The following is a 17,938-nucleotide window of genomic DNA, read 5'->3' on the forward strand; positions in this document are numbered from 1 at the left end:
ACCGGCCACGGCACGCTCAGTAGCTGCCCATGTAGTCGCGCTTGCCGACCTCGACGCCGTTGTGGCGCAGCAGGGCATAGGCGGTGGTCACATGGAAGAAGAACTGCGGCAGGCCGTAGTGCAGCAGGTAGGCGCTGGCGGTCAGCTTCTTTTCCTTGGGCGTGCCGGGGCGCAGCACGATCTCGCGGGACTCGCTTTGCGCGAACTGCTCGGGCGCGAACGAGCCCACATGGTCCAGCGCCTTGGCGATCAGCGCCTGCAGGTCGGCAAAGCTGGTCTGCGTGTCGGGCCACGAAGGCACCTCGGCGCCGGCCAGGCGCGAGGCGATGCCCTTGGCAAAGTCCGCAGCAATCTGCACCTGGCGCACCAGCGGGAACATGTTGGGGAACAGGCGGGCCTGCAACAGGGCGTCGGGATCGATGTTCTTCTGCGCGGCATGTTCCTCGGCCTTTTTGAGCACGTCGGACAGGGCCTTCAGCATCTGCTGCAGGACGGGAATGGAGGCGGTGTACAGGGGGCTGGTCATTGCGGGCTCGCTAAGGTTTGTGAAGGGCTGGCAATCGCATGCATCTGCATCCATCGCCAGCCGGCACAGGCTAACAGCAACTGCTTTCACTTGCCGCCTGCGCTAGCATGCGCGCCATGCAAATCCCTGAAGCCGCTCCCTCGTTCGCAGGCCTTGGCCAGGCCGGATTCGGCGCCGCCATCTTCGACATGGACGGCCTGCTCATAGACTCCGAGCCCTTCTGGAAGCGTGCCGAGCGCGAGTCCTTTGCCGAGGTCGGCATCGACATCACGGCCGAGATGTCCCGCGTGACGGCGCCCATGACCACGGCGCAGGTTGCCGCGCACTGGTATGCCCACCGGCCCTGGCAGGGGCCCAGCCAGCGCGAGCTGGAGAGCCGCGTGGTCGCGCGCGTGGCGGCCCTGGTCAGCGCGCATGGACAGGCCCTGCCCGGCGTGCGCGAAACACTGGGCGCCTGCCGCGCCCTGGGCTGGCGCGTGGCGCTGGCTTCGAACTCTCCTTTGTCTTTGTGCCACCACACCCTGGATGCGCTGGGCCTGCGGCCGGCGTTCGACGCCATCGTCTCGGCCGAGCAGGTGGTGCGCGGCAAGCCCGCGCCCGACATCTATTACTTCGCGGCGCAACGCCTGGGCGTGCCGGCCGGGCGCTGCCTGGTGTTCGAGGACTCGGTCTCGGGAACACATGCGGCGCGGCAGGCCGGCATGACCGTCATCGCCGTGCCGTCCGAGGACCAGTGCTTCGACGGGGCGCAGCCTGCGCCGCACTGGGTGGTGCCCACGCTGGTGGCGCTGCATGGGGCAGCGGGCCGGTAAGGCATCCGCAGCACCCGCATCGCATGGCGCGTGTCGGCCGCAAGGGTGTTGATGAGAACCATTCTCAGTACAATCGCCGCCCGTGCCGTTCTTCTTCGTCCTGTCCGTTTCCCATGCTGGCGTGCCTGCCTGCGTCCTGACCGCTGTGCCGGGAGCCTGCCCGTGAGCGCGCGCGTGCCAGGCGCGGACGATGATGCCGCCCCCTCGCTGCTGGCCCGCGTGTATGCGCGCTGGCACCAGCCTCTGCGCCGCCTGCTGGGCCGGCAGATGCGCAACCGCGAGGATGCCGAGGATGCGGTGCAGGAGGTCTTCGTGCGCTATGCGGCCTCGGGCAAGGCCCTGCCGCCCGAGGAGCAGGAGCCCTATCTGCGCGTGATCGCCCGCCATGTATCGCACGATGCCTGGCGCCGCTCGGAGGGCGCGCCGGGGCGCGAATCGGTCTCGCTGGATGAACACATGGAGCTGGCGCAGCAACTGCCGGCCGGCGAAGGCTCGGACCCCCTGCAGGCGGCGCACCACCGCGAGCGCCTGTGCCGGCTGGAGCAGGCCATGGCCGAGCTGCCCGAGCGTCGCCGCGAGGCCTTCGTGCTGCACAGCATCGACGGGCTCACGCAGACCGAGGTGGCGCAGCGCATGGGCATTTCGCGCCGCATGGTGCACAACCATGTGACGCTGGCCATGGCCTATTGCGAACTGCGCGTGCAGTACGGCAGCGCCGAAGACATGCGCCTGATGCAGGGCCTGCTGGCGCAGGCCGCGACGGACGGGGAGGGCCGGGAATGACGCTGACCCCGCAACGCCTGCAATTGCATGCCCGCGCCGCCGACTACTTCGCCCGCCGCCGTGAAGCCGACTGGACCGGCGCCGACGAGCGCGAACTCGACGCCTGGCTGGCCGCCGACCCGCAGCACCGCAGCATCTTCGAGAGCCTGGGGCGCACGGTGCTGGACCTGCAGCAGTTGCCCAGGCCGGCGCTGGCCTGCGACGCGGCTGCTGCGCCGCAAGCCAGGGCGAGCGGGCCGCGTGCGCAGACACAGGCCCACTTGCCCGCGCCGGCACGTCAGCGCACACGCCGCGGCCTGATGCCTGCGTTGCTGTCGGTGGCTCTGGTCACGACGCTGGCCCTGGGCGGCGGCTGGTATGCCTGGGACAACCACGCAAGCCATGTGATCGAGATGGCCACCGGCCCCGGCGAGGTGCGCGAGGCCGAACTGCCCGATGGCACGCGGGTCACGCTGAATTTTTCCTCCAGGCTGCAGGTGCGCTACTACCCGCGCCGCCGCGAGACGGTGCTGGACCAGGGCGAGGCCTTCTTCCAGGTCGCCGCCGACCGGTCGCGGCCCTTCACCGTGGACAGCGGCGCCAGCCAGATCCGCGTGGTGGGCACGGCCTTCAATGTGCGCGCCGGGCCGCCAGCGCTGGTGGTCAAGGTGCTGGAGGGCAAGGTGGAGCTGCGCCCCGATCGCCATGCGGCGGACGACCGGCGCCTGCTGCTGGGCGCGGGCGCAGGCATGTCCGTCGATGCCCGCGACGGCACACGGCAGCCGCTGGCCGCGGGCGCGGACACCGTGGGTGACTGGCGCAGCGGCCAGCTGGTGTTCCAGCAGGCGCCGCTGACCCAGGTGGCAGCCGATCTGGCCCGCTACCTGGGCCGGCCCGTGCGCGTGGACGGCGATGCGCGGCTGGCCGCGCTGTCCGTGTCCGGCGTGGCGCTGACCGGCAAGCCCGAGGTGTTTCTGCGCTCGCTGCCGCACTTGTTGCCGGTGCGTGTGCAGGGCGATGCGCAAGGCGGCTGGCGGATCTCGGCGAACTGAGTATCTTGGCTATTTGTAAATTAATGTAAACAACTCGCTTTCTCGGTTCGGCCACGTTCCCACTTTGGCGCGGTAGCGGGTTTTACCTTCATGGAGGCCGGGTTTTCTCGCGCCTCCATGGTTGCCAGCCAGGCCGCTGCCCAGTGCACAGCTCAGCCAACAACCGCGACGGCCGCGCACGCGCGTGGCGGGTGGACGCTCAACTGTCTGCCTGCCACCCACCGCGCACACCGCGACAGCGGGCAATGGACACAGTGCAGCAGGAGCAGGGATGCAAGCAGGAAAAGAACACGGCAGCGCCGCCATGGGCGCGGGCATTTGGGGAGGAGAGTTTCAGCACAGGGGCAGGCCATGGCGGCGGGCAAGGATGCCTTCGCTGGTGGCCGCAGCCCTGGTTGCGCTGGCGCAGCCGGCGGTGCAGGCGCAGCAGCCATCGTCCGTGCAGGCGGGGCAGGCGGGCCAGGCAGGGGAGCTGGCCTTCAGCATTGCGCCCCAGCCGCTGGCCGGCGCGCTGCGCCAGTTCACGCAGCAGGCCCAGCACCAGGTGCTGTTCGATCCGCAGATCGTTGCAGGCCGCACTTCGCCGGCCTTGCAGGGCCGCTTCACGCCGCGCCAGGCGCTGGACCGGCTGCTGGCCGGCACGGGCGTGACCGTGATCGATGCCGTACCGGGCGCCTACACGCTGAAGGCACCGGCCAGGGAGCCGTCGCCGGCAGCCGATGCTGCGCTGGGCACGGTGCTGGTCACGGCCCAGGCGCACGCTGGCGATACCACGGAGGGTTCGGGCTCCTATGCGGCCTCGCGCGTGTCGCTGGGCAAGGGGCAGAGCGTGCGCGAGACGCCGCAGTCCATCTCCGTGGTCACGCGCCAGCGCATCGAGGACCAGGGCCTGGTCTCCGTGGGCGACGTGATGCAGCAGACCACGGGCGTGACGGTGGACTACGCGGGCTCGGGTGGCCTGGGCGGCACGGCCAACAGCTTTTACGCGCGGGGCTTCCAGATCAGCAATGTCCAGATCGACGGAGCGGCGGTGGACGCCTTCAGCCAGGGCACCTTCGACCCCAACATGGCCATGTACGACAGCGTGCAGGTGATCCGCGGCGCGGACGGCCTGTACAGCGGCAATGGCGAGCCCGGCGGCTCCATCAACCTGGTGAGAAAGCGCCCCACGGTACAGCCGCAGGTGCTGGCCTCGGCCTCGGTGGGCAGCTGGAACCAGCGCCGGGCCGAAGTCGATGTGGCGGGCCCCCTGGCCGCCGATGGCCGGGTGCGCGGCCGCGCCGTGCTGGCGCACAGCGACCGCGAGTTCTTCTATGACTACGCCGATGCGCGCAACACCTTGCTCTACGGCATCGTGGAAGCCGATCTGACGCCTGCGACCAAGCTGACCCTGGGCGGCAGCTACGACAAGTCGGCCAGCCTGCCCTGGCGCAGCGGCCTGCCGCGCGCGGCCAATGGCGACGATCTGCACCTGCCGCGCAGCACGGCGCTGATGGCCGGCTGGGGCCACTACGACAGAACCAACAAGGAACTGTTTGCGCAGCTGGAGCAACGGCTGCAAGGCGACTGGCGCGTCCGTGCCCATGCCAACTACGTCAAGGTCGACAGCGACAGCCGTCTGGCGGACATGTCCGGGGCGGTGGACCCCTCGACCGGCCTGGGCGCGGCGCTCAGCGGGTTCTCCAACGATTTCTATTCCACCAAGAAGGCGCTGGATGCCAACGTCAGCGGAACGTTCTCCCTGCTGGGGCGCAGGCACCGGCTGCTTTTGGGCGCGGACTGGGTCAAGATCCGCGACACGCAGGACACCTTTCTCTCCGAGGTGGATACGCCGGCGGGGGGAATCAGTGTGTTCGGCTTCGACCCGGGCGCCATTCCCCTGCCCAGCTTCGTCTGGAAGACGCGCAGCTTCGCGGGCTATGGCGCCACGCAGAAAGGACTGTACGGCCGGCTCAACCTGAGCCTGACGGACCGCCTGACCGCCATCGTCGGCGCGCGCCGCGCCAGCTACGACACGCAGACGCCCTGGCTGCGCTTCGACCGGGCCGGCAATCTCACCAGCCGCATCGTGTCGTCCTATGGCGAGAGCGGCATCTTCACGCCCTACGGTGGCCTGGTCTACGACATCGACGACCGCTGGACTGCCTACGGCAGCGTCGCCGAGATCCACAAGTCCCAGGCCGACAAGCTGGGCGGGCCCTTTCCCGGCACGCCGCTGGACCCCATCAAGGGCCGCAATTTCGAGCTGGGCGCCAAGGGCGAGTTCAACGAGGGCCGGCTGATGGCCTCCATGGCCCTGTACCGCATAGAGCGCAATGGCGAGGCCGTGGCCGATCCCTCCTACCCCAACACCGACATCGGCGACGCGGGCCTGAACTGCTGCTGGCTGAGCAAGGGCAAGGTGGTCAGCCAGGGCGTGGAAGGCGAGATCTCGGGCGAGCTGGCGCGCGGCTGGCAGCTGTTTGCCGGCTACACCTTCAACCGCAACCACAACAAGACGCCGGGCATCGAAGGCATCTACCACTCCGTCACGCCCAAGCATCTGTTCAAGCTGTGGAGCACCTACCGCCTGCCCGGCGAGCTGTCGCAATGGACGATTGGCGGCGGCGCCAATATCCAGAGCGCGCATTTCGTCAGCGGCTCGGCCAATGCCTTCAATCCTGACACGGGCAAGTTCGACGGCGCGGCCGTGCCCTTCAAGTTCAGCCAGGGCGGCTATGCCGTGTGGAATGCCAGCGTGCAGTACCGCATCAACCGCAACTGGCAGGCCGTGCTCAACCTGAACAACCTGTTCGACAAGGTCTACTACCGCACAGTGGGCACCAGCGGCGGCAACAACTGGTATGGCGAGCCTCGCAATGTGATGCTGACGCTGCGCGGAACGTTCTGAGGCACTCCTGAGCGGCTGCGCCGCTTCCCCCTCTCTTCGGAGGGGGGCGGACACCCTCTGGGCGTGGCGCCCAACGCCAGCAACCTGCTGGACAAGCGCTGCTACGCGCCTTCGTTCAACACGGTGTCGGGCAACAACTGCTACGGCGCACCGCGCTCGCTGCTGCTGACGCTAAGCGCCGCGTATCTGGCGCGTGCTATGCGGCAGCGGCCGCCGCAACGCCGAACTCCTCGCTGTCCGCCTGGGCACCGTCGTCGAACACCAGGCGGCGCTCAGGCCAGCGCATGGCGGCAAGCTTGAAGCGCTGCTGCGGGTCCTCGCCCGCCAGGCGGGCATTCCAGCGGCCGCCGACCGAGTAGTCCACGCAAAACACATTGCCGCGCCGGCCGTGCCAGGACAGTGGGCCCGTCTGGCCGAACAGGTTCTCGGCCTGGGCGCCGTGGAAGGACGGGCCGCCCCGGTTCAGGCGCCGCCAGTAGTGGCCCACGACCACAGCCTGGGCATCCTCATATTCGTTCCACCAGGCCACGCGCTCGACGAAGCGCCACTTGCCGCCCGCGTAGAAGGGATTGCGGCATTCGCGCTCCACGCCCGAGGTCAGCACCTTCAGCGGATTGACCATGGCCTTGGCCAGTTCGCTTTCGCTGTGTGCGGGCAGGAAGGGCGGCAGCCAGTTGCGGTCTTCCAGGTCGTGCGGCCATTGCCGGCGCTCGGCGCGCATGCGCTCGGCCACCTTGTTGACCTGGGCCTGCTGGGCGGCCACGGCCTCGAAGTGGTCATAGGCGCTGCGCGCGCTGCCTGGCGGCAGCTCGCGCGCCATGGCGATCTGCTGCGGGCGCCAGGCCGCGTGGACCACGCGCAGGTCCTCGCGCTCCATGGCGATGGGCAGCCGCTCCAGCAAGGCCAGGGTGTCGGGGATATCGCACAGCGGCATGCGTGCGAACGGGGCGTACTTGGGTGTGTCGGAGGCCACACGGCTGTCGAAGAACCAGCCGGAGCCGTCCTTGGCATCCTCGCGCAGCAGGTTGATTTCGTGGTTGCCGAGCACGGCCAGCGCATGGCCCGACTCCAGCATGGGCACCACGCGGGCCAGCACGCCCGGGCTGTCGGGACCCCGGTCGCAGAAGTCGCCGACGAAGACCAGGCGCCGACCCTGGGGATGGCGGCCCAGCGCGTCGTAGCCCAGGTGCCCCAGCAGATGCTCCAGCGCTTCGGCTTCGCCATGGATGTCGCCGACGATGTCGAGCGGACCGGGGGGCAGGGGCTGGACGAGGCTCATGGCGGAAAGATGCAAAAGACGGCGCAGGCTTGGAAAACCGACATTATTTGCACAGACCCGCCGTGCCCGCCAGCCCCGTTTGCGACAGGACCGGGTCAGCGCCGTTGCAGGCGCACAAAGCTGTAGGGCAGGCCATTGGCTGCCACATGGCGGCTGCGCGAGACTTCCTGCCACTCGGGGCCCGGCGTGGGCGCGAAGGCGTCGCCTTCGTAGTCGCGTTCGATTTCAGTCACCTCGATGCTGTCGGCCAGCGGCAGGGCCTGGGCGTAGATCTGGGCACCGCCCATGACCCACACGTCGGCGGATGCCTGGCGGCCCAGCGCCAGGGCCTGCTCCAGGCTGGTGGCATGCAGCACGCCGGGGGCGGCCGGCTCGGGCGCCCAGTCCGCCTGGCGCGTGACCACGATGTTGGTGCGCCCGGGCAGCGGCCTGAAGCGGGCCGGCAGCGAGTCCCAGGTCTTGCGGCCCATGACCACGGCCGAGCCCTGGGTCAATTGCTTGAAGTGCGCCAGGTCCTCGGGCAGGTGCCAGGGCATGGCATTGTCCTTGCCGATGACGCCGTTGGCGGCGCGTGCGTAGATGAGATGGATGGCCATCGGGCGGGTCTTTCTGCTGCCTCAGACGGCCACGGGGGCCTTGATGGGCTCGTGGTGCTGGTAGCCGACGACCTCGAAGTCCTCGTACTCGTAGCCGAAGATGGAGTCGGGCCGGCGCTTGATCTGCAGCGTCGGGTAGGCGAAGGGCTGGCGCGCCAGCTGGGTCTCGACCTGGGTGAAGTGGTTGTTGTAGATGTGGCAGTCGCCACCGGTCCAGACGAAGTCGCCCACCTCCAGGTCGCATTGCTGGGCCAGCATGTGGGTCAGCAGCGCGTAGCTGGCGATGTTGAAGGGAACGCCCAAACCCGTTCGCCGGCCAAATTCTGTCCAATTCATCGATTTAAGGGGTGCGGTAGCCGATTCTGTATTGAGCATTTGTCCAGCCTTAACTTGGCAGCGCAAGTTGGCGTACGTGATGTTGCAAGCGCCCAACAAGGGGCCGGTGCCTCGATTGTCTCTTATCAATACAAGCTGTCTTCAGAACTGCGGCTTTACGGTGTTTGATGCGGCTCTTCTGGGCTCACCTCGAAGGTGCTCTGGGTGGGCCTCTGCTCCAGTGGAGGTAAGACTAGAGAAAAATGCAGGGTTCGTTGCGCGGGGACAGGATGGTAGCCCTCTTCATCGCCCGAGTAACTGCCACGCGGAGGGCAAGTCTGGCTTGACCGGTTCTCGCCTCGTCTGCGCCGGTGGGGACGATGCGTCCGGTGTACAGCCCTTCGTAGATGAGGACTTCGTCGAACTCCTTACCCTTCGCTTTGTGGATGGTCATCAGGTGTATGCCTCGCCACTCTTTCAAGGCAGCTGTGAAGTGCTCTTGTACAAGAGCGTTCCTCACAGCCTCGACCGCGCCGACATACTTGCCCTGTCGCCTCCACACATCAGCTAGAGAGGCGCGCAGCGCCGAGCCTTTGTGAAGCAGCCGGAGATACTTCGCATCGGCTGCGATGCGTGAGAGTTGCTCAACCTTTGATTGGGCAAACAGCTCTCTGACGGTGCGCCAGTCTTCCTCGGGACCACCACTGAAGGCAAGACCCTGTCGATGCTCTGCAATCCTCCCGCAGTCGGCAACTAACGCCTCTCGATTTTTCCCCCTAATCTTCCCCGAGCCCAGATACCCAATCATCGCGTCTGCCAAACCCAGTTCAGCCTGAGCCGGCCCCTTACTACCGTTGCGACCCCGGATGTGGGTGTGTATAGCGTTGATAAGGTGGACCTTGAGGGCATCGGGGTGACCACCTTCAAGAACGGTGGCGATGACGTCTGCTGCAAGTGCTGGCGACTCGGCATCCATCGCGACATCATGGTAGAGGGTGGGAAACCCGTCCTTTTCCCCCGAGAGGTAGTCGGAGACCTGCAGCATGAGCGCTTTAGATGGCACCAATACAGCAACCGACCAGTTCTCAGATTTTTTGAGCCGTCTGATTGACTGAATCAGCTGTGCCTTCATCTGAAAGTGGGCACTTCTACCAGGCAAGAACCCGTACTCCACGACGCTTACGTTGTTGTAGAGGGCTCCACGGTTCTTGCCAGTCAGAAGGTCTGCCCCGAAAGTCGCAATGTCGGTGCCTGGGCTACGGTGGTTTTCGCCCTGAAATTCCACGACCTGAGGGGCAAACTGGTCTGAGAATTCTTTGAGCCGATTTGGGTCGGCTCCCCGGAATTCGTAGATGCGCTGGTCAGGGTCTGCTAGCGCGATGACGCGGCATCTAGAAGCAAGCTCCCGGACCATCGCCCATTCGTCGGCGTTGGTGTCTTGGAACTCATCAACGACAAGTAGAGGGTAGGTAGAGGCGTAAACGCCTGTCAGCCTCTGGCTTCGAGAAAAAAGCTGAGCGGTCAACTGTGCAAATAGGTCGAAGTGGAGCAGGCCTTCTTCATGAAACAGCCGTAGCTTTTCTGCGTGATGTTCCTCTTTCGCAATGTGCGCGAGTCGGGCCGCACCTTCCGGAGGTGGCAGTAATTTCAGGCGCTTGCCATCGTTGAGCAAGTAGCCGTGGCTGCGAAGAACGTCCCACGCGAACCCGTGATAGGTGTTGACCTCCAACAGCTTGAAGTCGGCTGCGCTTATAAGTTCTTTGGCTTTCTCGACGATACGCGCCACGGTGGGGCGCGCGAAGCTTAGAAACAGGATGCGCTGACCCGGCTGCAGAGCGCCCGAACGAATCTCGTCTCTGGCTTTTACAAGGGCTACATGCGTCTTACCTGAGCCGGGACCTCCCATGGCAAGGACGTTCCCAGTGCTGGCCAAGAAGGCCTGTTTGGTGTTTGTCCACTCCATCGCAGTCATAGCTCGTCATCATCCTCGACTGGAGGAGCCGGCTGCAGGCGGGGAATTGGGGGTAAGGGTGGCAGCTGGGGAGGCTCGACAACGACATGGATTTTGTGGAGCGCCGCTTTCAGGTATTCTGGCATTTCCGCTTCGAGGCAGTTTCCCAAGAGGTCGCCCGCGTCCCCGGAGCCCTTTGCCCAAGAAAAGAAATCCCACAGCACTTCCCGCACTTGATTGATGGTGCTTGCGGCCGTTGGCTTTCGCGCCTCCAAGTGCTGCGGCCAACTGCCCTCGTTGACAACACTTAGGGCGTACCTGCGAAGCGCAGTTTCTCCCGTCTGCAGCAGCACCACGTTTTCAAACCCCTTTTCGGCCGACTCAAACGGGTAGTCCACAGCTTGCTTGATGGCCAAGGATGCTGCGGGAGCTTGTTTATCGAACACGGCGAAAACGGTCTTGCCAAGCCCCCGGAAAAACTGACCCAGCGGAGCCACCTGTGCGTCAGACCCCGCGTCAATGACAGCGACTCCCAGCGCCTCAAGCGTCTTGTACATAACGGGGTTGAGCTCGTTTAGTCGGCGCGCCGCCGCAGGTACAGCATCGAACTCTGTTCGTCCTTCTACTATGAGCACGTAGCGCGCAAGCAAGGCCTCACAGAACCGTGCACGAAAATTTGCCTTGTAGGTCTTCGGCTTGATTGAGGGTGGATAGCTCGCAGGCACGGCTGACAGCTTCCCCTGAGTTCGCCGCAGAACCTGCAACTCGGACGGTTTGAATTCTTCCAGGACGTAGGGGGAGTGCGACGTGAAGAGCGCTTGTGCCGATGTGCCTCGTACGCTGTTGACGATGCGTTTCTGCGTATGGGGTGGGAGCGCAATCTCGGGCTCCTCCATCGCAAAGATGACGTTCTGCTTGAGGCCGGCGATGATGGAGAGAAGCGCCAGTACCAAGGTATTGATGGTGCCGGTGCCCTGGTGTTGGTAGGGGGCAGAGTAGGTTGAGCCATCGGCCCGCTTCGCCCCCGTGCCCATGAACACTGTCAGGTCCTTGCGCAACGATTCCCGCGTGAGGTCCGAGACACGCATGTGTGGCTGCTCTGCCCAGTCAGAAGGCACAAAGCGTCGAACTGCATCCTGAACATCTTTGAGCAATGGCGCGATGCCCAACTCTTCCTTATCCGCAACAGGGAGGGTTCGAAGCTCTTTAAGGAGGTCCTCCCACATCGTCACCCGCTTGTCCTGGAGGCGCAAGATGACGTCCAGGAGAGAGCCGCGTTCTAAACTAAGCGCTCGGGCACCGGTGCGAAGTGTTCGTAGGTAGAGAAACCCGCATTTGCGCTTGTCTGTTGTCTTGAAGGTTGAGTAAGTACCGTCAAGAAGTGGTGGGGACGCGAAGAACGTGTTACCGCGGAAATCGTCTTCCTCCACGTCATAACTTCCTTGGAAGAACAGCCTCAAAGCTGCCGCCACACCATCCGCATCAGTGCCTTCAGCAGGCGGTCCCTCCAGCAGCTTTTGTTCTGCAGCAGACCACCATTCGATGTGCTCATAGAAGTGGCGCTGTTGTTCCTCTGAAAGGTCACTGACAACGACCTCAATGTGTATCGGCACAGCATTGCCAGCTTCGTCCAAGTACCTACCTGCATAGAAGTCGTGCTCATCGATGACAGGTCGACGAGACAGACGTTCTGGCCCCAGGACCAAATCTACAGCTTCCAGCAAAGTGGACTTGCCCACGTTGTTGTCCCCGAGGAACACAGTGTGGCCACTAAGGTTGACCGTCCCAGTTTCAATGCCTCGGAAGTTTTTGACCTCAACGCGTGCAATCTGCATCGGTACGTCCTGTGCTTCAAGTCGGTAGGTAACTGGAAGTTACCGGAATCTACTTGCTTTGGATAGCCACTCTGATGCGAGCTGACCCGCCAATCCTGGCGCCTCCGCTCGACATGTGAGCATTACCGGTACGATGAGACGCATCTGTCTGCGCTATCGTGCTGAACAGGCGTTGTTGCTGTTGATGAATACATGCCACCACCGTATGCGCTATCCAAATCAGATTTGTCCCTACACGAGCCGGCCGGTCGGCAACATCGAGGCTAGCCGCGAACATATCGTGCCCGATGCCATAGGAGGGCCAGACAAATTCAGCTTGGCGGCCTGCAAGCAGTACAACTCACGGTACGGCGCGACAGTGGATGTGCGCCTTACGAAATCCCCATTGATGGGGATGTTGGCTGCGGCAGCAGACGTCGAGACGCGCAACGGACCGGCGAGCTGGACCGTGCAAGGTCAGCTCGTTGCTGATGGGTCACCTGTTGAAATCACGGGGGCGTACAGCACTGCGTCCTTTCGGTTTAGAAAGCCTGTCGCTGTAGATGGCTCGTCCCCCGGGAGTCAGGTCATAAAGGGCTTCGGGGCAGGCCTAGATAAAGAGGTCGAGCGCGTATCAAAAGACCTCCAGCGCAAAGGTAGGCGCTTGGAGGTCACCGGCACTCAAAACGTCGGTTCGGCTGTACGTGGCCATTTCGAACACAACTTGGCTGAAGCGGCTCAGGGCCTGACGAAGATTGCATATCTGGCCACGGTGTGGGCACTGGGAGACGGCTTTATCGGAACTGCTGCTGGTGCTCTTTACCGCAGTTGGATTGATGCAGCTCCGTCGTCGGATGCCTTGTCCAAGGCCGGTCTCAAAGCGCTTGACAGCTCGGTGTTCAAGCGCCCTGGTAGGCCGACGCAGCATGACATTGTCTGCTTCGTTTCTGGGCATACGGTGGTCACTGGTGTACGACTTTTCAATGAGCGATTGTTTGAAATCGCGATTGCCGTGGAAGTACCCGAGGTACGACTCCCAGACCAACGCGGCCGACTAATCACGATAGATGCCGTGACGAAGACTTTCACGGACGAACTGATGGTTCCATAGTTCCGGGCAAGAGGCCATCCGCATGAAAGAATGGCCTTTGCCCTATCGACTACGCAGTATTCCGAGAAAAGTGCAGTGTCAGCGCGGCTACACGCGCACCCAGCAGTTCAGCCGTTTCAAGGTCGCCGCTTCGAGGCGCCTCCTCAGGACTTGCATCCGACGGGGATATGGCAAGGGCCCCGGCGAACCCGGCGGTCCAGTTCATGTCGCTGGGTCCGCTGTCTTTCGTGTTGGCGGGTGGTAACCCAGTGCCCAATCACAACTGGGCATGCTGCTGTGAGAGGGACGCCGCCCGCAATACAGGCACCACGTCATTTCGCCTGCGGTGGGTCGACGATGCCATGAGAGCACGCGACGCGGGTGATGGTGTCGAGTTGACCGTACGCACGGCAGAACCCAGGCGAGATGTGGAGCAAGGACGCGCTTGCGGACTGCCGTAGGTCGCAGCCAGCTAAAGGGCAGTGCCGATGAATGGAAAAGCTCCTGACAGTCAGGAGCTCAAGGCCCGGGGATGGCCTTGCGGATAGCTACCAGCAACTCAGCTTCGGCGTCTCCACCGTCAACTTTGGCCGTGGCGTTGTTTGCCAGAAGGACTGTGGTGGCTGTTGAGCCGATGGAGATGCGGAACTGCAGCTTTTCCAATACATGTCGTCTGTCGCCGATAAGTTTGCGGCAAGCATCACGTACGTCTTTTTCCCCCTTGAGTACGACCTTAGCTACCGTGCCATCTTCCAGCCTGAGGCCCCCGACTTGAATAGACGAAATCGTCAAAAGGCCGCCGAACTCTCGTTGAACACCGTCGGCCCAAGTAAGAACGTCGACGCTCAAGGGTGAGAGGCTCACAGAAAAGTCGCTTGCTTCAACCAACTCGTTAAGCAGCTGCTGCACGGACCTTGAGGCGTCAACTAGCTCCAGCCCTGGCCACGTAGATGTTGCTCTAAACGCAGTCTGTCGATACTCCAGCCGGTCAAGCGTGACTTCCTTGCCAAACGGGTCAGAGACCGTTTCCTGGAATTCGAAGCGTTCGATGTATCGAGCCTCGAGATATTCATCGCGAACCCGGTCGAGTAGAAATCCACTCTGCCCTTCCGCGCCAAAGTTGTTCTGGCGTACTCTCTTGGAGAGTCCCTTAATGGCGGCTGGCCAGTCCGCCTCAAGCCAGCGGTAGCGTGTCATGCTGTAGGCGCCAAGTTGGGAGGTGTCACATTCGGAGATTTGGTTTGAACCTCCGCTGGTGTCTTGGCTTCCACTTGAGTTTTCGGCAGGGCATCTTCATCCGCCTGTGCCTTTGCAGCGGCACGAGTTGTGCGCATGTCCGCCAGCACGTCCTGAGCGGTCCTCTCGATGAGCTTGGTCAAAAGTTCTCGTTCTGAGTCGGTAACGGGCCTGGAAGACTTGGTATGTCCTCCTTCCTGAGAACGGTACACCCCCTTGATGGCCAGCCTGAAATCTTTGCCCTTCTCACCGTCCTGAAACTCTGCGTGAAGGTGATTCTTGTCGTAGGGCGGCGAAGTTTGGAGCCCCTTCCACGTCACTGCTGTGACGAAGAAGCCGCGCTTCTTAAGAGCTTGATACTCAGGAGCGGCCATGAGATTTTCGCCGCTCATACCCATGCTGCGAACGACCACAGCAAGCATGTTGCGCTCCGCTTCGGCGCGTTCGTCTTCGTCGAGCTCGACAGGCTCATCCGCGTCGCTCTGAGGCTCGCTGGGGGCAATCCTCAGTTTGGTCACGCCGTTTAGCTTGTGGCCCGCCATCTCGGCCATGAGCCGAGTGAAGAACGTCGTGCGCTCGTGGGCGGTGAAGTCGGGGTCCAGCATGATTGCGTTGCGTACCAGCGGAGCGCGGCGGTTTTTTTCGACGCGGTCGGTCAAATTGTCAACAACGCGTTGGGCCTTCTCCGTTGCTGGGAAGCGAACAATGGTTTTTCCGTCTTCGTGAGTGAAGGTGAAGGTTGCGTCTTGGCGGGTACGCTGAATCAGCCGAGTGCGAGAGTAGTCAATTTCATCGTATTCGAGATTCATCGCTACCGCGTTAGCACCTCTGTAGTGTGAGTCGACCTTCTCAGCCTTGCCCATCTCTGCTTGGTACTCAGCCACCACATCACGAATTTCCTTGAGTGGAATCTCTCCATCCAAGGCAACGAATGTGGTCTTCTCATTGCGCCGGGAGGTCTCTCGGCGGCTGATGAGTTCGGTCACCTCTTGGTAGGTGTGTGGAAGTATCGAAATCGACTCAACCAAGTCGTCACGGGTGTCATGCGGCGAGTAGAAGATTCCCCTTTCGCTGGCCAGCTCACGAAGCACGGCCTCCGTCAGACGTTGCTTTGCAGAAGCGAGCAAGTCATGTAGGTCCTTGTCCGTAGCATAGAGTTGAGCAAGCTGTTCACTCATAGTCCATCCCTATCTCAATTTGAGAAAAACGCGTGCGTACCTGGGAGATGCTGGAGAACTGAATTTCTTCCACCCGCTGCGCCAAGCTTGTGAGTTGCGCTCCCTCTGCCAGTCCCTCAATGTAGCTTTGGACAGCCTTTTGAAACATTGGTTTGGCATGTGCCGAGGCGTCGAACATCTTGATTTCTACGCTGACGTCCTTTTCAAGCAATTGGTAGTGACGAAGGTAGTCAAAAAGATACGTGAACTCATCACTTGACTCACCCTTGCCTCGATAGAAGAGCACAAGTCCCCGCTTGCCCGGAGCGTCTGGACTCAGGTACTCCAGCACGATGAGCTTAGACGTGAGCATCTCAAGCGTTGCAGCCTTCGCCTTATCCATTTGCAAGTTTTTCTTGCGTGTGAGCTGTGGGTAGTAGTACTTGCAGTGCTGTGGGTCGGGCAGTCGGCTTCCACTGCGACGGCCGCGCATCTGGACAATTTCATACCGGACGTTGTCTAGCCAGTAGATGTCTTCGGGACCCAGGACCACCAGCTTAGAACCACGAGGGATGTCCAGGTTGGCTGTTTGAAGCGCCTTCAGGTTGTCGCTGAAGTCCTTGTCGTACTCTCCATCATGGTTGTAGACAAACAAGAGTCCCGCGATTGCTGGGGTCTGGCCTTTGTGAACGTAAAGGTTTTGCCACTCCTCACTAACCTCCGCACACGCCACCTGCTTCGCCAAGCTCTCCAGGGCGCCCTTCAGCTTGGGCAGGACGATGGAGCCGCGGGCGTAGCTCTTCAGGTCGCACTGCAAAAACGTACGCTGTTGCGTGTACGGTTCGTCGTAGTAGAAGACGACGTCGGAAGGATGAGTTTTGACTTCATGGACCTCGGGCTTCATGCAATCCCAGTTGTGGTTCATGGGGCCTGCCCGTTCCCAAAAAAACTCAGAAAACAAGTCGGACGAAAGCGTCTCCGCCATTGCTGCAATGTTCCCAGTCTCAGCCATCGTAAAGGCCTCTCCTCAAGTGCTTGTGTAGACGGTGTATCGGGGGCATGTGCAGGCTACCCCGGTCTTGAAGAATTGATACAACATGTATCTTATATGCCAGAGTCAACGCTTATAAGTGGTGTCTGCCTAGTTGTGAGGTTTTGTCGATACCGCATGGGAGCACGACTTCGCAAGCCGAAGGCCTTGCAACCGCTTCTTTGTTGATGATTTTGGATTGTCCGGAGGCAGCCGCTAACGGACTTAACGCCTCGTCTCGGTCAGCAGAGGCATCTCTGCCACATGGCTTTGTGAGTCGACCATGAAGCATTTCGCCGAGTTATCTCCTGCAGCCGAACGCATCGTTGATGCAGCGGAAGAGCTCGTGCAGCATGTCGGGTTCAACGGTTTTTCGTACGAGGACATCTCGCATAAGGTGGGCATTCGAAAGCCCAGCATTCATCATCACTTCCAGACCAAGGTTGAGTTGGTCGTGGTGATGACTCAGCGCTACATACCTCGCTTCCAAATGCAGCTGGAGGAGATTGAAAGCGCATCCACTTCCAGTACGGAGCGGCTTCGCGCCTACGCTCGCCTTTTTGCTAAGACTTTTGAGAACGACCGCAGACTTTGCGTATGCGGCATGTTGGGCGCGGAGACCGACGCTCTGCGCGAGGGCATCCGGGCAGAGGTGGGGAAATTCTTTAAGCTCAACGCCGATTTGCTCGAACGCGTCATTGCGAAGGGGCAGGGCGCTGGCGAGCTGCGGCCTGAACAGCCTGCTTCGAACTTGAGCGCCTTGTGGTTAGGCGCTCTTGAGGGCTCGATGCTTGTCGGCCGTGGCCTTGGCGGTTACCAGGGCCCCGACGCGATTGCTGAGACGCTCATGGCCAGTTGGAAAAAGTAAAGCTCCCAAAGACCCCGTTTGCTCGGCTGCATGTGTGTTCCGTCGTGCGTCACTGCCACCTTGTGTTGGTTGCAAGTTTGGGCTCTCAGGAAGTCTTCGTCAGCCCTCCGTAAGCTCGATAATCGGCTATCGGGCCCTTGAGGTGGCTCACCAACAAACCGAGTATGCCGATGAATTTGAAAGAGTTGCTCGCAGCCAAGGCTGCGCTGGATGCTGAAATTGCCGTTGCGAGAAAGTCGGAATCTACGGAAGCGCTGCGTCGTGTCCACCAACTCGTGAACGAGTTTGGCTTCACATCCCAGCACGTTTTCCCTCTCGTAGGCCTCAAGGCGAAAAACAAGGGTGAGGCGAAGTACCGCAATCCAGAGACCGATGCGACATGGACAGGCCGAGGCAAGCCACCAGCTTGGATTCTCGATAAGAACCGCGACGATTTCTTGATTGCTCAGCCAGAACCCGAAGCCGGTGACCGGGCCCCATACCTTGCTGAAATGGCTGCAGCTGCGGGTCGCAACCAAGCTTCACGCTGAAGCCACGCGGCGTGCGGCGCCCGTAAGCGC

15 protein-coding genes and 1 pseudogene are annotated in these 17,938 nt (G+C 62.2%); 7 read left to right on the top strand and 9 right to left on the bottom strand.

Annotation, left to right across the window (positions count from 1 at the left end; genetic code table 11):
• Nucleotides 1-16: 16 nt before the first annotated feature.
• Entirely contained in the window at nucleotides 17-526 is a 510-nt protein-coding gene (locus GRX31_RS05810; protein ID WP_160851846.1) for a DUF1993 domain-containing protein, read from the bottom strand.
• A gap of 116 nt (nucleotides 527-642) precedes the next feature.
• On the opposite strand from GRX31_RS05810, the gene hxpB reads away from it, so the two are divergent.
• The 4 genes from hxpB to GRX31_RS05830 all read left to right on the top strand — a co-directional run bounded on the left by hxpB (nucleotide 643) and on the right by GRX31_RS05830 (nucleotide 6,042).
• The gene (gene hxpB / locus GRX31_RS05815) at nucleotides 643-1,338 is read left to right on the top strand and encodes a hexitol phosphatase HxpB (protein ID WP_237426614.1); all 696 of its coding nucleotides are present in this window, start codon (nucleotides 643-645) and stop codon (nucleotides 1,336-1,338) included.
• Nucleotides 1,339-1,500: 162 nt separating this feature from the next.
• A complete protein-coding gene (locus GRX31_RS05820; RefSeq protein WP_016451324.1) occupies nucleotides 1,501-2,121 on the top strand; it encodes an RNA polymerase sigma factor in 621 nt (206 codons plus the stop codon).
• On the top strand, nucleotides 2,118-3,152 hold the full coding sequence (locus tag GRX31_RS05825; protein WP_160851849.1) for a FecR family protein: 1,035 nt from the start codon (nucleotides 2,118-2,120) through the stop codon (nucleotides 3,150-3,152). Before GRX31_RS05820 ends, GRX31_RS05825 begins: the two co-directional genes overlap by 4 nt.
• A gap of 271 nt (nucleotides 3,153-3,423) precedes the next feature.
• Complete coding sequence (locus tag GRX31_RS05830; protein WP_160851851.1) at nucleotides 3,424-6,042, top strand: TonB-dependent siderophore receptor; 2,619 nt, start codon at nucleotides 3,424-3,426, stop codon at nucleotides 6,040-6,042.
• A gap of 196 nt (nucleotides 6,043-6,238) precedes the next feature.
• Here the strand turns inward: GRX31_RS05830 and GRX31_RS05835 are convergent, their stop codons facing one another.
• From GRX31_RS05835 to GRX31_RS05855, 5 genes and pseudogenes are all read right to left on the bottom strand, one after another.
• A complete protein-coding gene (locus tag GRX31_RS05835; RefSeq protein WP_016447512.1) occupies nucleotides 6,239-7,321 on the bottom strand; it encodes a metallophosphoesterase in 1,083 nt (360 codons plus the stop codon).
• A gap of 95 nt (nucleotides 7,322-7,416) precedes the next feature.
• Nucleotides 7,417-7,917, bottom strand: a complete 501-nt coding sequence (locus GRX31_RS05840; protein WP_016447511.1) for a dihydrofolate reductase — start codon at nucleotides 7,915-7,917, stop codon at nucleotides 7,417-7,419.
• 21 nt (nucleotides 7,918-7,938) lie between these two features.
• A pseudogene (gene thyA, locus GRX31_RS05845) lies at nucleotides 7,939-8,220 on the bottom strand (thymidylate synthase); the annotation flags it as partial.
• A 265-nt stretch (nucleotides 8,221-8,485) separates the two neighbouring features.
• Nucleotides 8,486-10,204: a UvrD-helicase domain-containing protein gene (locus GRX31_RS05850; protein ID WP_160851853.1), complete on the bottom strand. Its 1,719-nt coding sequence runs from the start codon at nucleotides 10,202-10,204 to the stop codon at nucleotides 8,486-8,488.
• Entirely contained in the window at nucleotides 10,201-12,018 is a 1,818-nt protein-coding gene (locus tag GRX31_RS05855; RefSeq protein WP_160851854.1) for an ATP-dependent nuclease, read from the bottom strand. Before GRX31_RS05855 ends, GRX31_RS05850 begins: the two co-directional genes overlap by 4 nt.
• A gap of 133 nt (nucleotides 12,019-12,151) precedes the next feature.
• Between GRX31_RS05855 and GRX31_RS05860 the strand changes: the two genes are divergently transcribed.
• Nucleotides 12,152-13,108, top strand: a complete 957-nt coding sequence (locus GRX31_RS05860) for an HNH endonuclease (protein WP_160851856.1) — start codon at nucleotides 12,152-12,154, stop codon at nucleotides 13,106-13,108.
• 498 nt (nucleotides 13,109-13,606) lie between these two features.
• Here GRX31_RS05860 and GRX31_RS05870 read toward each other — a convergent pair whose 3' ends face one another.
• From GRX31_RS05870 to GRX31_RS05880, 3 genes are read right to left on the bottom strand one after another with little or no spacing between them, the layout of a single operon-like run.
• A complete protein-coding gene (locus tag GRX31_RS05870; RefSeq protein WP_160851858.1) occupies nucleotides 13,607-14,284 on the bottom strand; it encodes a hypothetical protein in 678 nt (225 codons plus the stop codon).
• The gene (locus GRX31_RS05875) at nucleotides 14,281-15,501 is read right to left on the bottom strand and encodes a hypothetical protein (RefSeq protein ID WP_160851860.1); all 1,221 of its coding nucleotides are present in this window, start codon (nucleotides 15,499-15,501) and stop codon (nucleotides 14,281-14,283) included. Before GRX31_RS05875 ends, GRX31_RS05870 begins: the two co-directional genes overlap by 4 nt.
• Nucleotides 15,494-16,492, bottom strand: a complete 999-nt coding sequence (locus GRX31_RS05880) for a hypothetical protein (protein ID WP_160851861.1) — start codon at nucleotides 16,490-16,492, stop codon at nucleotides 15,494-15,496. Before GRX31_RS05880 ends, GRX31_RS05875 begins: the two co-directional genes overlap by 8 nt.
• Nucleotides 16,493-16,793: 301 nt before the next feature.
• Here GRX31_RS05880 and GRX31_RS05885 point away from each other — a divergent pair, with 301 nt between their 5' ends.
• Nucleotides 16,794-17,378: a TetR/AcrR family transcriptional regulator gene (locus GRX31_RS05885; RefSeq protein ID WP_160851863.1), complete on the top strand. Its 585-nt coding sequence runs from the start codon at nucleotides 16,794-16,796 to the stop codon at nucleotides 17,376-17,378.
• 170 nt (nucleotides 17,379-17,548) lie between these two features.
• A complete protein-coding gene (locus tag GRX31_RS05890; RefSeq protein WP_337193866.1) occupies nucleotides 17,549-17,908 on the top strand; it encodes an H-NS histone family protein in 360 nt (119 codons plus the stop codon).
• Nucleotides 17,909-17,938: the final 30 nt, after the last annotated feature.

Source organism: Delftia sp. CH05 (genome assembly GCF_009827015.1).
Classification (GTDB): domain Bacteria; phylum Pseudomonadota; class Gammaproteobacteria; order Burkholderiales; family Burkholderiaceae_C; genus Comamonas; species Comamonas tsuruhatensis.